This is a genomic window from Devosia sp. FJ2-5-3 (genome assembly GCF_029201545.1).
Classification (GTDB): Bacteria; Pseudomonadota; Alphaproteobacteria; order Rhizobiales; family Devosiaceae; genus Devosia.
The window spans coordinates 775,276-788,679 of the sequence record NZ_CP104007.1 but is presented as its reverse complement, the minus strand read 5'-3'; the positions used below and the strand labels follow the sequence as shown (position 1 = coordinate 788,679).

Annotated in this window: 13 protein-coding genes; 7 read left to right on the top strand and 6 right to left on the bottom strand. The window is 61.9% G+C overall.

Annotation, left to right across the window (positions count from 1 at the left end):
• Positions 1–151: 151 nt before the first annotated feature.
• Positions 152–535, bottom strand: coding sequence for a nucleoside diphosphate kinase regulator (locus N0P34_RS03910; protein ID WP_275605710.1), 384 nt, complete (start codon positions 533–535; stop codon positions 152–154).
• Between the two features lie 181 nt (positions 536–716).
• On the opposite strand from N0P34_RS03910, the gene N0P34_RS03905 reads away from it, so the two are divergent.
• Complete coding sequence (locus tag N0P34_RS03905; protein ID WP_275605709.1) at positions 717–1,982, top strand: Glu/Leu/Phe/Val dehydrogenase; 1,266 nt, start codon at positions 717–719, stop codon at positions 1,980–1,982.
• 53 nt (positions 1,983–2,035) lie between these two features.
• Here the strand turns inward: N0P34_RS03905 and N0P34_RS03900 are convergent, their stop codons facing one another.
• On the bottom strand, positions 2,036–2,797 hold the full coding sequence (locus tag N0P34_RS03900) for an IclR family transcriptional regulator C-terminal domain-containing protein (protein ID WP_275605708.1): 762 nt from the start codon (positions 2,795–2,797) through the stop codon (positions 2,036–2,038).
• Between the two features lie 116 nt (positions 2,798–2,913).
• On the opposite strand from N0P34_RS03900, the gene N0P34_RS03895 reads away from it, so the two are divergent.
• The 4 genes from N0P34_RS03895 to N0P34_RS03880 all read left to right on the top strand — a co-directional run bounded on the left by N0P34_RS03895 (position 2,914) and on the right by N0P34_RS03880 (position 7,507).
• The gene (locus N0P34_RS03895; protein ID WP_275605707.1) at positions 2,914–3,636 is read left to right on the top strand and encodes a 3-oxoacid CoA-transferase subunit A; all 723 of its coding nucleotides are present in this window, start codon (positions 2,914–2,916) and stop codon (positions 3,634–3,636) included.
• Positions 3,633–4,307, top strand: coding sequence for a 3-oxoacid CoA-transferase subunit B (locus N0P34_RS03890; protein WP_275605706.1), 675 nt, complete (start codon positions 3,633–3,635; stop codon positions 4,305–4,307). The genes N0P34_RS03895 and N0P34_RS03890 overlap by 4 nt, the downstream gene beginning before the upstream one ends.
• Before the next feature lie 5 nt (positions 4,308–4,312).
• Positions 4,313–5,515: a 3-oxoadipyl-CoA thiolase gene (gene pcaF, locus N0P34_RS03885; RefSeq protein WP_275605705.1), complete on the top strand. Its 1,203-nt coding sequence runs from the start codon at positions 4,313–4,315 to the stop codon at positions 5,513–5,515.
• A gap of 369 nt (positions 5,516–5,884) precedes the next feature.
• Positions 5,885–7,507, top strand: coding sequence for an ABC-F family ATP-binding cassette domain-containing protein (locus tag N0P34_RS03880; RefSeq protein WP_275605704.1), 1,623 nt, complete (start codon positions 5,885–5,887; stop codon positions 7,505–7,507).
• Between the two features lie 18 nt (positions 7,508–7,525).
• Here the strand turns inward: N0P34_RS03880 and murB are convergent, their stop codons facing one another.
• Entirely contained in the window at positions 7,526–8,599 is a 1,074-nt protein-coding gene (gene murB / locus N0P34_RS03875) for a UDP-N-acetylmuramate dehydrogenase (RefSeq protein ID WP_275605703.1), read from the bottom strand.
• Positions 8,600–8,743: 144 nt separating this feature from the next.
• Here murB and N0P34_RS03870 point away from each other — a divergent pair, with 144 nt between their 5' ends.
• A complete protein-coding gene (locus N0P34_RS03870) occupies positions 8,744–9,634 on the top strand; it encodes a DUF4214 domain-containing protein (RefSeq protein WP_275605702.1) in 891 nt (296 codons plus the stop codon).
• 75 nt (positions 9,635–9,709) lie between these two features.
• Here N0P34_RS03870 and N0P34_RS03865 read toward each other — a convergent pair whose 3' ends face one another.
• A complete protein-coding gene (locus tag N0P34_RS03865; protein WP_275605701.1) occupies positions 9,710–11,467 on the bottom strand; it encodes a hypothetical protein in 1,758 nt (585 codons plus the stop codon).
• Positions 11,468–11,710: 243 nt separating this feature from the next.
• Here N0P34_RS03865 and N0P34_RS03860 point away from each other — a divergent pair, with 243 nt between their 5' ends.
• Positions 11,711–12,136 (top strand): helix-turn-helix transcriptional regulator, encoded by a 426-nt coding sequence (locus N0P34_RS03860; protein ID WP_275605700.1) that lies wholly within the window; start codon positions 11,711–11,713, stop codon positions 12,134–12,136.
• Positions 12,137–12,269: 133 nt separating this feature from the next.
• Here the strand turns inward: N0P34_RS03860 and N0P34_RS03855 are convergent, their stop codons facing one another.
• Both N0P34_RS03855 and N0P34_RS03850 read right to left on the bottom strand, forming a co-directional pair.
• Positions 12,270–12,602, bottom strand: coding sequence for a DUF2322 family protein (locus N0P34_RS03855; protein ID WP_275605699.1), 333 nt, complete (start codon positions 12,600–12,602; stop codon positions 12,270–12,272).
• Between the two features lie 73 nt (positions 12,603–12,675).
• Positions 12,676–13,404, bottom strand: a complete 729-nt coding sequence (locus N0P34_RS03850; protein WP_275605698.1) for a proteasome-type protease — start codon at positions 13,402–13,404, stop codon at positions 12,676–12,678.

Genomic DNA, 13,404 nt, shown 5'->3' with positions numbered 1-13,404 from the left:
GCCGTAGCGACGCTGGGGTGGGGGAGTGTTGTCCGCTCCCGTCCGAGTACAAACCACCCCCCACCCTCATTCCCTCCCCACAAGGGGGAGGGAGGCGATGGAACAGCGGCCAGCACTCAAATGAAACTTCTGCGCTTTAAGTGAGCGCCGGCTACCAGCCGTAATCGAGCACGGTGAGGGTGCGGACCTGGCCGCCATCGAGCCATTCGATTGTGGAATTGCGGTGCATACCGATCAGCGCGGCCCCCACCGCACCGAGAATAGGCACATTGCCCCGCTCGCCCAGCAGCCGGTTGGGATAGGCCAGCCGACCGAGCCGCACCTGGGGCGCATCATCGAGCCGAAACATCACTCTTTGGCCCATCGAAACACCGGCAACATCCCAGGGATCGCAGATATCGGCGCGGTTGAGCTCCCGCTCGAGATAGGCCGACACCTGCGGCATGGCCCGCACGGCCTGCTCGGCCAGGACGGATACGCGCGTGTAATCGTCTGAGGTGATACGAATTTCTGGCAAGGGCAAAGAGAGCGTCACCGGACCGATCCAGCAGGGAGGGGCGTGTATTGTCAGGTGAAAAGCTGCTCGGTCAATAGGCAGCTTGGTGAATTTCCGACCATTTTCAGTCAGGATTGTTGACCTAAGCGTCCAAAAATGCGACGGATTGCGCCTTCCATTTGTGCACTCTGCACAGTCCCTACCCATTCAAAGGCTCGAAATGACAGAAGACACCCTGCTAGACCGCGCGCTTATTCGCCTTGAAGAAGCTGCAAGCCATCTTCAGATCGACCAGGATGTCATCGAGAAACTCAAATACCCGCGCGAAACCACCAAGACCCGTCTGCTGATCCGCATGGATGACGGCTCGCGCAAGTCGTTCCTGGCCTGGCGCTGCCGCTATGACGATACCCGCGGCCCGACCAAGGGCGGCATCCGCTTCCATCCTGACAGCAATATCGAGGAAGTCGAGACGCTCGCCTTCTGGATGACCTTCAAATGCGCGGTGATGAACCTGCCCTATGGTGGCGGCAAGGGTGCCGTGCGCGTTGATCCGCGCACCCTGTCCAAGACCGAGCTGGAGCGCCTGTCGCGCGCCTATATGCAGGCCTTCGCCTCCACGGTCGGCCCCGATCGCGATATTCCCGCGCCCGACGTCTACACCAACGCCATGATCATGGGCTGGATGTCCGACGAATACAACCAGATCACCGGCTCGGTCTCCCCCGCCGTCATCACCGGCAAGCCGATCGCCCTTGGCGGTTCGCTCGGCCGCAATGACGCCACCGCGCGCGGCGGCTTCTACCTGGTCCGTCACCTCGCCAGCGAACTGGGTCTTGCGCGCGACCACACCGTCGCCATCCAGGGTTTCGGCAATGCCGGCCAGTTCTATGCCCAGCTGACCGCTTCGGACGGTAACAAGGTCGTCGCCGTCTCCGACTCGGCCGGCGCCATCCACAAGGCTGACGGTCTCGACGTCGCCAAGCTGATCGCCGGCAAGACGGCCGGCAAGCGCGTGGCCGACCTCGCCGCCGAACTGGGCGCGACCGTGATCGCCGCCGACGACCTGATTTCGGTGGAAGCCGATTTGCTGGTGCCCGCTGCGCTGGAAGAAATGATCACCGTCGACAATGCCGGTTCGATCAAGGCCAAGGTCGTCCTCGAGCTGGCCAATGGCCCCGTCACTGCCGATGCGGACAAGGTTCTGGCCCAGAACGGCGTTGTCGTGCTGCCCGATATCCTGGCCAATGCCGGTGGCGTCACCGTTTCCTACTTCGAATGGGTGCAGAACCGTCAGGGCTTCTATTGGGACCTCGAAGAGATCCATGCCCGCCTCAAGAAGATGATGGAACGCGAAGGCCGCGCCGTGTGGGATATCGCCAAGGAGCGCGACGTTTCGGTTCGCTCCGCTGCCTATATCCACGCGCTGGGCCGTCTTGCCACAGCCATTGAAGCGCACGGCACCCAGCCCTTCTTCGCCGGCTGAAAAGCTCTGGTGCAATAAGTTCGAAAGCCCCGCCCTGTGGCGGGGCTTTTTTTCTAGCGCAACATGGCCCGAACTTCGGCCTGCACGCCCGGAAGCGCGCCGAGAAATCTGGGCGCCAACTCCTCAAGGGCCACCTGGCCCGCGGCCACGCCCACATTGAGCGCGGCAACGACACTGCCCCGGGCGTTGAGCAATGGCACTGCGATGGAGCGGAGGCCCAACTCGACCTCCTGGTCGATGACCGCAAATCCCTGCTCGCGCACAAGGACAAGTTCGGCCATCAAGGTGTCGATGTCGGTCTGGGTGAAGCGCGTGCGGGCGACCAGCGGGCCTGCCCCGAGAAGGCCGCGAGCAGCTTCGGGAGGCATCGCAGCCAACATGACCCGCCCCATAGAGGTGCAGAAGGCCGGCAGGCGCGAACCCGGCATCAGCGCGATGGACATGACCTTGCGCTGTGCGGCGCGCGCGACATAGACGATTTCCGGCCCATCGAGGATCGAGACCGAGGAGCTCTCCCCCAATTCCTCGGAGAGCTTGTCGAGCAGCGGCTGGACCAGTTGCGGCAGCGGCATGGTGGCAAGGCACGCCGTGCCCAGCCGCAGCACGCGCGGCGTCAGGGTGAAATATTTCCCGTCATAATCGGCGTATCCCATATGCGCGAGGGTGAGGAGGCACCGGCGAGCGGTCGCTCGATCAAGGCCGGACGCTTCGGCGACTTCGCTGATCGACTGGCGCGGGCGGGTGGCGGTGAAGGTCTCGATGACCAGCAGACCCTTGCCCAGCCCGCCCATGATGTCGCGCTCCAGAATAGCCATCTCCGCACCCCATACTTGTGCGATTACTCAACAAATACAGCATATCGCACATAATGCTTGGCCCGCAATGCTGGCCTTGGGCATAGTCGGGTCAACGCTCCACAAGGGATAATCGCATGGACAAGAGTGTTCCCGATCTCGCCACCGCCGTGGCCGGGATCGAAGATGGCATGGTGCTGATGGTGGGCGGATTTGGCGGCTCTGGCGCGCCGATCGAGCTCATCCACGCACTGATCGACCGGTTCAAGGCCACTGGCAGCCCCAAGAATCTGACTGTCGTTAACAATAATGCCGGCAATGGCCGCATCGGCATTGCCGCCATGATCGATGCGGGCATGGTCAAGAAGATGGTCTGCTCGTTCCCGCGCTCGGCCGATCCGCGCGCCTTCACCGAAAAATATCTCGCCGGGGAAATCGAGCTCGAGCTGGTGCCCCAGGGCACGCTGGCCGAGCGCATCCGCGCCGGTGGCGCCGGCATTCCGGCCTTCTACACCCCCGCGAGCTATGGCACCGACGTCGCCAAGGGCAAGCCTGTGGGCGAATTCGACGGCAAGCACTATGTGCAGGAACGCTGGCTCAAGGCCGACGCTGCGCTGATCAAGGCAGAGCTGGCCGACACCATGGGCAATCTCACCTATCGCAAGGCAGCGCGCAATTTCTCGCCCCTGATGGCGGCAGCGGCCAAGGTGACCATCGTGCAGGCCACCAAGGTGGTTGCGCCGGGCGAAATCGACCCAGAGCACGTCGTTACCCCCGGCATTTTCGTCAACCGGATCGTTGAAGTGGCAGACGCCAGGCAGGAAGAGGCGCTGATGCGCGAAGGAGTGGCCTATTCATGAGCGCGACTAAGCTTTCCAACGCCCAGATCGCCTGGCGCGCAGCCCAGGACATTGAAGACGGCGCCTATGTGAACCTCGGCATCGGCTTTCCCGAAATGGTGGCGAAGTTCCAGCCGCCCGGGCGCCAGGCCATTTTTCACACCGAGAACGGCGTGCTCAATTTCGGTGAAAGCCCCGCCGAGGGCGAAGAGGACTGGGACCTTATCAATGCCGGCAAGAAGGCGATCACGCTCAAACCCGGCGCCGTCTTTTTCCACCATGCCGACAGCTTTGCCATGGTGCGCGGCGGGCATCTCGATGTAGCGATCCTCGGCGCCTATGAAGTCGCCGAAAACGGCGATCTCGCCAATTGGTCGACCGGTCCCAAGGGCGTGCCGGCCGTTGGCGGCGCCATGGATCTGGTGCACGGCGCCAAGCGCGTCGCGGTGATCACCGACCACGTGACCAAGGACGGCAAGCCGAAACTCGTCAAGCGCTGCACCCTGCCGCTGACCGGCGTGGGCTGCGTGACCCGCGTCTATACCAGCCTTGCCGTGATCGACATCGAGGATGGCCGCTTCGTGCTGCGCGAGAAGCTGGCAGGCATGAATGTCGAGGATTTGCAGGCCGTGACCGGCGCCGAACTGGTGCTGCCCGAAACGATTGGCGACCTTGTCGCCGCAGAGGTCTGAGACAAATGGCTGAAGCCTATATTTGCGCCTATAAGCGCACCCCCATTGGCCGCTTTGGCGGCTCTCTTTCCTCTGTCCGCCCTGACGATCTCGGTGCCATTCCGCTGCGCGCGCTCATGGCCGAACAGACCGGTGTCGATTGGGACGCTGTCGACGACGTCATCTTCGGCAATGCCAATCAGGCCGGCGAGGACAATCGCAATGTGGCGCGCATGAGCAGCCTGCTCGCGGGCCTACCCGTGGGCGTGACCGGCACGACCATCAACCGCCTCTGCGGCTCGGGCATGGATGCGGTGATCGCGGCCGCGCGCGCCATCAAGGCGGGCGAGGCGGAACTGATGATCGCCGGCGGGACCGAATCCATGTCGCGCGCGCCCTTCGTCATGCCCAAGGCGGATACCGCCTTTTCCCGCAATGCCGAGATTTATGACACGACCATCGGCTGGCGTTTCGTCAACCCGGCCATGAAGGCGCAATATGGCGTCGATTCCATGCCCGAGACCGGCGAAAACGTGGCTCAGGATTTTGCCGTGTCGCGTGAGGCCCAGGACGCCTTCGCCGTCCGCAGCCAGGAAAAGGCCGTGGCGGCGCAAAAAAATGGCCGACTGGCGCAGGAAATCGTTCCGGTGACCATTCCGCAGAAAAAGGGCGAGGCGGTGATCGTCGAGACCGACGAGCATCCGCGCGCGGGCACGACGATAGAAACGCTGTCCAAGCTGCGCCCGCTGTTTCCCAATGGCAGTGTGACCGCCGGCAATGCTTCGGGCGTCAATGATGGCGCGGCCGCGCTCATCATCGCCTCGGAAGCGGCCGTGAAAAAATATGGCCTCACCCCCATTGCCCGCATTTTGGGGGGCGCCACGGCCGGTGTGCCGCCCCGCATCATGGGCATGGGCCCTGCTCCCGCCTCGAAGAAACTCTTCGAGCGTCTGGGTCTGAATGCCGCCGATTTCGACGTGATCGAGCTCAATGAAGCCTTCGCCAGCCAGGGGATCGCGGTGTTGCGCGATCTTGGCATCGCCGAGGACGATCCGCGCGTGAACCCCAATGGCGGGGCCATTGCGCTGGGCCATCCGCTGGGCATGAGCGGGGCGCGCATCACCGGGACAGCGGCGCTGGAATTGGCGCTCGGCGGCGGCAAGCGTGCGCTGGCGACCATGTGTATTGGTGTTGGCCAGGGCATTGCTGTGGGGCTCGAGCGGGTTTAGTCGCTCTTCGGCATCCGGGCTCTCGCTCCCCCTCCCAGCCTCCCCCGTTACGGGGGAGGAGCCGGCCCGTGGGTGAGGCGGTTTATTGCCAAAGGCACAGATCGGCCTCCCTCCCCCTTGTGGGGAGGGAATGAGGGTGGGGGGACGAGAGCCACGGTCAGCTGACTTTTCGTTCTATCTGCCTCCCCATCCATCCGGGCTTCCGCTCCCCCTCCCAGCCTCCCCCGTTACGGGGGAGGAGCCGGTCCTGTGGGTGTGGCGGGGGCAGCGCGTTCCCCTTGTGCACACCAGATGCGCGCATGCGTCTCTTGCGCCTTGGGGCCAGGAATGCTTTAGGGGCGCGTCCCGTGTCCGAAAGTATTTGTGCCCATGATCCGCCTTGAAAACATCGCCAAGCAGAACGGCAAGCAGATCGTCTTCATCGACGCGTCCGCTGCGCTGCAAAAGGGCGAGAAGGTGGGGCTGGTCGGGCCCAATGGCGCGGGCAAGTCGACGCTGTTCCGCATGATCGCCGGCGAGGAACTGCCCGATGAGGGCCAGGTCTCCGTCGATCGCGGCGTCACCATCGGCTATTTCGACCAGGATGTGGGCGAAATGTCGGGACGCCCTGCCGTTGTGGAAGTGATGGAAGGCGTCGGCCCCATCGCCGCGCTGACCGCCGAAATGGCCGAGCTGGAAGCGGCCATGGCCGATCCTGACAAGGCCGACGAGATGGACGCCATCATCGAACGCTATGGCGATGTGCAGGCCCAGTTCCAGGAGCTGGATGGCTATGCCCTCGACGCCCGGGCCCGCGAAGTGCTCGATGGACTGGGCTTTTCCCAGGAAATGATGGACGGCGATGTCGGCGCCCTGTCAGGCGGCTGGAAGATGAGGGTGGCGCTAGCCAAAATCCTTCTCAAGCGCCCGGACGCCCTGCTGCTCGACGAACCGAGCAACCATCTCGATATCGAAAGCCTGATCTGGCTCGAGGATTTTCTCAGAAGCTATGAGGGCGCGCTGTTGATGACTTCGCACGATCGCGCCTTCATGGACCGGATCGTCAACAAGATCATCGAGATCGATGCCGGCACGCTCACCGCCTATTCGGGCGACTACGAATTTTACCAGCAGCAGCGGGCGCTCTCCGACAAGAACCAGCAGGCCCAGTTCGAACGTCAGCAGGCCATGCTGGCCAAGGAAATCGCCTTTATCGAGCGCTTCAAGGCGCGCGCCAGCCATGCCGCTCAGGTGCAGAGCCGGGTGAAAAAGCTCGACAAGATCGACAAGGTCGAAATGCCCAAGACCCGCCAGACCGTGGTCTTCGAATTCCGCCCTGCCCCACGCTCGGGCGAGGACGTGGCCATCCTCAAGAACGTGCACAAGCGCTATGGCAACAAGACCATCTATGAAGGGCTCGACTTCCATGTGCGCCGCCGCGAGCGCTGGTGCATCATGGGCGTCAACGGGGCGGGCAAATCCACTCTGCTCAAGCTGATCGCCGGAGGGGCCGACCCCGACACGGGGACGGTCAATATCGGGCCGAGCGTCAAGATGGGCTATTTCGCCCAGCACGCCATGGACGTGCTCGATGGCGACCGCACCATTTTCCAGACGCTGGAAGACAATTTCCCGCAGGCCGGACAGGCTCCGCTGCGCGCCCTCGCCGGATGCTTCGGCTTTTCAGGCGACGATATCGAAAAGAAATGCCGGGTGCTCTCGGGCGGCGAGAAGGCCCGGCTGGTGATGGCCATCCTGTTGTTCGATCCGCCGAACTTCCTCGTGCTCGACGAGCCCACCAACCATCTCGACATCGCCACCAAGGAAATGCTGATCGAGGCGCTCAAGGACTATGCGGGCACCATGCTGTTCGTTTCGCACGACCGCCATTTCCTCGCCGCCCTCTCCAACCGCGTGCTGGAGCTGACCCCGGACGGGGTGCATGTCTATGGCGGCGGCTACAGCGAATATGTGCAGTCGACTGGGCAGGAAGCGCCCGGCCTGCGCCACTGATCCTGACGAGCAGCCGGGCTAAAGCAGCACCGGCTCCTGATGGAGTTCGACGCCGAACCGGGCCCTGATCGTCGCCTTGATGTGGCTGGCGAGTGCGGAAATATCGTCGGCGCTTGCACCGCCATGGTTGACCACCACGAGGGCATGGCGTTCGGAAATGCCGGCCGGGCCCAGGGTAAATCCTTTCAGGCCAGCCTGCTCGATCAGCCAGCCCGCGGAGAGTTTCAGCTTTCCATCGGCTTGCGGATATTTCGGCGCATTGGGGAATTCGGCAAGGATCGGCTCCACCTGCGATGGCGCAACGACAGGGTTCTGGAAAAAGGAGCCTGCATTTGGCGTGACGCGCCAATCGGGCAGCTTGGACTGGCGCAGGGCGATGACCCGGTCCATCACCAGGCCAGGGGTGAGGTCGTCTCGTCCGGCCAGCTCGGAAAGTCCGGCAAAACCCAGATTGGGCTGCCATGGCTTGGGCAGGCGCAGGCGCAGCGATAGCACGACGAAGCGCCCGGCCTGCTGCTTGAAGACGCTGTCGCGATAGGCAAAGCCGCAATCCTGTCGCGAAAATTCGACGACTTCCCCGGTCGCGCTGTCATAGGCGGTAAGGCTCTCAAAGACATCGGCGATTTCGGCGCCATAAGCGCCGATATTCTGCACCGGGGCCGCGCCGACCGTGCCTGGGATGAGGGCGAGGTTCTCGATGCCGCCGAACCCGGCCTTGACCGTGTAGGCGACAAGATCGTTCCAGTTTTCCCCTGCCGCCGCCTCGACCAGAACGTGTTCGTCGGTTTCTTCGCGGATGGAGCGACCCTTGATCGCGACAAGAGCCGTGATCCCCTCGAACTCGGGCGAAAGCACGACATTGCTGCCGCCGCCGAGAATGCGCAGGCCGAGGCCGCGCTTTTCCGCCAGGGCAAAGGCAGCCGGGACCTGGTCGGGCGCATCCAGCACAAGGCCGAAGCGTGAGCGGGCTTTAAGGGCCAAAGTATTGCGCGCCGAAAGGTCGAAATCGGGAATCAGGGAAAGGGTCTGCTCGGTCATGTCGGGACATTGATCGGAGTTGGGCGGCAACACAATGGCAAGCCTCTGGGGCATGTCGCCGCCCATCGATAAAGCGCAGCCACTACCCCTGTTAGAGGGTCATGCCCGGATGCCGACGCCTGTATCCTCAGGCCCGATCCGGCCCAAGGCGTGCAGATTGCGGTCCGGAACGCTAGGAACCAGAGGGAGACCACAATCTTGGCAACACAAACCATGACGATCGGCGATCTGAAGGGATTTATCGATCTGTCCAAATCCATGGTCGGTGGCCTGACCATCACCAGCTTCGACGCGCTCTTCAACAAGATCGAAGAATTGCTGCGCAGTTTTAACCAATGGACGCCCGAGCTTGAGGCCAATCTGAAACTGGCCCGCGCCGAGCTGAATGCCAATCCGCAGCTCTTCGAGATGGGCAAGGCGGAATTCATCTCTTCGGTCGACGCGCTGCTCGCCAAATATCCCCCATCGACGCTGCTGAGTGACATTCCCGAACTGGGCGGGGCGGGTGGTGGCGGCAGCACGGGCAATCCGGTGGTGGTATCGATCGGCGACATCGACATCGCCCGCATTCAAAAGGTCTTTGCCGAAATTACCGCAAAATACGACCCGGTCACCAAGATCGTGACGGTTGAAGGGGCCAGCTACAGCTACAAGGCACCCAATATCGAGCGCCTGCAATTCAATGACGGCATCCTGGCCTTTGATATCGACGGGGCGCCGGGCCAGATGGTGCGGCTCTACAAGGCCGCGTTCAACCGCGATCCTGATGATGCCGGTCTCGGCTTCTGGATCCGCCACCAGGATGACCGCATTGCCGATCTCAAGGCAGTTGCTGCCGGCTTCATGGGATCGGCGGAGTTTGCTGCGCTCTACGGAACAGAAGCGACGGTCAGCAACAGCGCCTTCGTGGGCCTGCTCTATACCAATGCGCTTGGCCGCGAGAAGGATCAGGCCGGATTTGATTTCTGGGTGGGCCAGCTCGAAAGCGGCCAGTATTCGCGACAGGACATGCTGCTGTTTTTCGCGGACAGCGCGGAGAACAAGGCAACCACCGCGCCTGGTATGGCGGATGGAATCTGGTACGTTTGATTGGACGGCACTGCGTTATGTCCAAAAGGAAATCCCCCCAGCCGCAGCCGGGGGGATTTTTGACATTAGGCGCGATCAGACGATCAGGTTTGCGGCGGTAAGGTCCGCAACCGCCACGCCGGTCAGCTGGATCAGTGCGTCGTCGATGGAAAGTGCGCCGTCGAAGTTCGCGTCTGCGTAGAGATAGGTGTTGCCTTCGAAAGCGAAGAAGGCGTAGTCACCTGCCGCAACCAGGGCACCGGCCACTGCATCCGCAGCCTCAAAGAGGTTTGCCGGATCGGCGGCCGTCAGGGCAATGTTGACGACATTCTGCGTCGTCCGCACGCCACCGCCAAGGGCAACCACACCCGAGATGTCCAGGACGTCTTCAGCACCTTCGAAGTCGGTGATGGTGATTAGGTTGTCTTCGAGATCACCGGTATTGGTTGCGGCAGACAAATTGCCGTTCGCCGCTCCGGAGAGGATGAAGGTATCGCCACCAACACCACCCGTCAGGGACGACGTGTTGCCGGCCACACTGTGATCGATCGCATAGGTGATGGTATCAACGCCGGCACCGGCGTCGATGGTTATAGCCGCCGCCGTGAGGACGGCGCTGTCTGCCGTCAGCGTGTCATTGCCTGAGCCGCCATTAAAGGTTTCAAGGGCGGTGATCAGGGATGCATCAAGGGTGAGATTGCCCGAGGAGTCAGAAGCATCGACGGTAATGGTCGCTGCCAGTCCGACATTGAGCGTAATGATGCCATTGGTCGTCAATGCGATAGTGACGGTGTCGACCGCCGTGGTGAGACCGGCTGTATCGATGGTCAAATCGCCCGTGCCGTCGACGCTTCCCGAGACCTTGACAGAGGTCAGATCGCCAGCAGTGGTCTCGGCGAAGGCTACGGTGGAAGCAGCCGTGACATTATCGAGGGCCACGCTCGCTGATGCAACGCCGTCATCGGCGGTCACGACTTCTGCCGCAGTCACCGCGACATTGCGGAAGCCGGCGGTAACGCCATCACCCACGGTAACGGCGCCTGCGACGCCGATCTGCCAGAGTTGCTGAATGCCCTGGAAGGAGGCCGAATTCAGGTTAGTGAGCGCAGCGGTGGTGCCGATATTGACGACTTCGACGTTCTTGAAGGTAACGTTTGCAGGCACGTCGACCGCGCCAGCACCAACGATCAGCAGCGTATCGTTGCCGGCATTGCCGTCGATACTGTCAAACGTGTTGATGGTGTCGGTCGCGCCGCCGTCCAGAATGGCCTGGAAGGTATCGTTATTGAGCGTGCCGAGCAGCGTGTCCACACCGGTGGTCAGCGTGAAAGTGTCACCCGGTACGCCTCCCGGGCCAACCATTTCTGCCACGGCGGCGTCAACGGCGGCCTGATCTGGAACAGTGGTGCTCACCGGCTGAAGGAAGGCACGACCAGCGGCTGCAGCAGCATTGCCCGAATAGGCAATGATTTCCTCGGTCGTATCGAGAGCGTCTGTATAAAGATTGGCAGCGGCGACCTTGGTGTCGACCACCGTCCGGTCTGTGCCCTGGGCGCCATCCAGGATGCGAATTGCGATGTCGTTGATCGAGAACTCACCGGTCAACAGGCCATTGACGAAGAATGTCAGGCCGGCGACTTCGGCATTTCGATTGAACAGCGACTGATAGATGGAATTCACGATCTGTGCCGGCGTCTGTCCGGCGAAGCGATCCTGATATTCCTGAGTGGAGGCCAGATCACCGATTTGAGTAAGATCGGCGCCGTTATTGGTCACGCTGTTAAAGTAGGCCAGGCCTGTTGGGTCAGCAGGACGGCCGAACAGGGCGACATATACGCCTTGAATTGTTGCCATTGGAATGCACCTCTCGAATTGAGTGACCTGTTTCTTCGGTCTGTGCATTCCTAGGCGCGAGGATTAGTAATCGTCACTAGCCTATTCGGTTTAGTGTTTACTATACCGTACGCAATTTCACTCATCAGATGTAGCTATTTTGCAAAGATAATCAAAGGGATAGTCTTAACATAGAGAAGGGTTATGGTTTTGGACGTTACGTAGCCACATAACGGCGCATAATCCGCCCCAGGGAGCACCGGGATGTATACACACCCACAGTTCGGGCAGAGCACGGCCGAAATTCAAATGCTGCGGCAACAGGCTGGCCGCTGGCTGCGTGCTCTTAGAGAGCGGGCGGGGATGAGCCAGCGCGAATTGGCCAAGGCGGTGGGCTTCGAATATTACACCTTTATTTCCCAGCTCGAAGGCGGCCGGGGGCGGCTTCCTCCGGCACAATATCTGGCATTTGCCGAGGCCCTCGACATTCCCCTGCACGATTTCGTGAAGACGCTGATGCGCTATTACGATCCGATCACTTATTATGCGCTGTTCGAGATTTCCTCGCCGACGCCGTCCCAGCCCCTTCCGGACGTGCCCAGCGAGGCTGAGCAGCCCAAAGAGGACAATGTGGTCGAACTGACGGCAAGGATTGCGCGGCTCGAGGCGCTGCTCGTCGGCAAGAAATGATCGACTCGTCGGTGAGAGCCTTGCCCTGCCGCTTTGGCAGGGTTTTTGTTTGCCTGCCCCGCCGCTCTAGCCTCTGTGCACCGAGAAGCGGCGACGCCGCCCATCTCGAATAGAGGATGGAGGCGTCTTGCGTTCAGTCGGCGCGGACCACCACCATGTCGAGCGCCGGACCACCCGATGCGATGGCGAGCAGGCGGTCGATATTGGGGTGGGCGCCCGGACGGCTCTGTGCGTCGGCAGTGTGTTCGGCGAAGAGGGCGAGGCCATGGTCGGCGGCTGCAGCGTCCAGCGTCCCGAATTCCTGGCGCAGATACTGGTACACAGCGAACGAGCCCTGCTTGCCGGGCTGGTTTTCGATGCTGGCGACGACAGTGCCGGCGCCGTCGATCAGATCGATCCGCTTGACGCCATCGATGGTCGGAAGCTGTTGCAGATTGTCCTTGAAGGATGCGCCTGGGGCAATCATCGCCTGATGTCCTCTATTCGGTCGAAACTGAGCCGGCTGTAGCATCGCGCCGGCCGTTTCGCCAAGGCGGCGCTCAGTCTTCCAGCGAGGGAAGGCTGGTGAAGGCGGACTTCAGCGCGTTGGACCAACCGTCGGATACGGCGAGATAATAGGGATCGTCGCGCTCGAAGCGGCGTCGGGCGCCAAGGTGAAGGCTGTTGGCCGCATAGATCTGCATGTCGAGCGGCAGGCCGACCGAGAGATTGGATTTGAGCGTGGAATCGAACGAGACGAGGAGCAGTTTTACCGCGTCCGCCATGCTCATCTCGGGGTCGTAGGCGCGGATCAGGATGGGCTTGCCATATTTGTGCTCGCCGATCTGGAAGAAGGGCGTATCCGCCGAGCACTCGATGAAATTGCCCTCGGGATAGATATAGAACAGACGCGGCTCGCCACCCTTGATCTGGCCACCGAGAATGAAACTCGCCCCGAAGGCATCGGCGGTCTGCCCGGCCGGCGCGGCCTGGGCGATCACTTCCTTGACCACATCGCCGATGAGGCGGGCCGTCTGGAACATGGACGGCGTGTCGAGCAGCGAGGAATGGCGCTCGGCAACGGCCTTGGAGCGTTCGTCGAGGAGGCTTATGACGGCCTGCGTCGTCGCCAGATTACCAGCGGAGAGCAGCACGATGACGCGCTCGCCCGGCACTTCCCACGTCCGCATCTTGGGGAAGGTGGAAATATTGTCGAGGCCCGCATTGGTGCGGGTATCGGACATGAAGATAAGCCCGCCGGCAGTCCTCAATCCAACGCAATACGTCAT

What these genes read in the sequence shown, in the direction of transcription:
- murB (WP_275605703.1), bottom strand. Translation starts at nt 8,599, where the DNA reads ATGCCCCAGAGGCTTGCCATTGTGTTGCCGCCCAACTCCGATCAATGT.
- N0P34_RS03890 (WP_275605706.1), top strand. Translation starts at nt 3,633, where the DNA reads ATGAGCGCGACTAAGCTTTCCAACGCCCAGATCGCCTGGCGCGCAGCC.
- N0P34_RS03905 (WP_275605709.1), top strand. Translation starts at nt 717, where the DNA reads ATGACAGAAGACACCCTGCTAGACCGCGCGCTTATTCGCCTTGAAGAA.
- N0P34_RS03860 (WP_275605700.1), top strand. Translation starts at nt 11,711, where the DNA reads ATGTATACACACCCACAGTTCGGGCAGAGCACGGCCGAAATTCAAATG.
- N0P34_RS03865 (WP_275605701.1), bottom strand. Translation starts at nt 11,467, where the DNA reads ATGGCAACAATTCAAGGCGTATATGTCGCCCTGTTCGGCCGTCCTGCT.
- N0P34_RS03880 (WP_275605704.1), top strand. Translation starts at nt 5,885, where the DNA reads ATGATCCGCCTTGAAAACATCGCCAAGCAGAACGGCAAGCAGATCGTC.
- N0P34_RS03900 (WP_275605708.1), bottom strand. Translation starts at nt 2,797, where the DNA reads ATGGCTATTCTGGAGCGCGACATCATGGGCGGGCTGGGCAAGGGTCTG.
- pcaF (WP_275605705.1), top strand. Translation starts at nt 4,313, where the DNA reads ATGGCTGAAGCCTATATTTGCGCCTATAAGCGCACCCCCATTGGCCGC.
- N0P34_RS03855 (WP_275605699.1), bottom strand. Translation starts at nt 12,602, where the DNA reads ATGATTGCCCCAGGCGCATCCTTCAAGGACAATCTGCAACAGCTTCCG.
- N0P34_RS03895 (WP_275605707.1), top strand. Translation starts at nt 2,914, where the DNA reads ATGGACAAGAGTGTTCCCGATCTCGCCACCGCCGTGGCCGGGATCGAA.
- N0P34_RS03850 (WP_275605698.1), bottom strand. Translation starts at nt 13,404, where the DNA reads ATGACGTATTGCGTTGGATTGAGGACTGCCGGCGGGCTTATCTTCATG.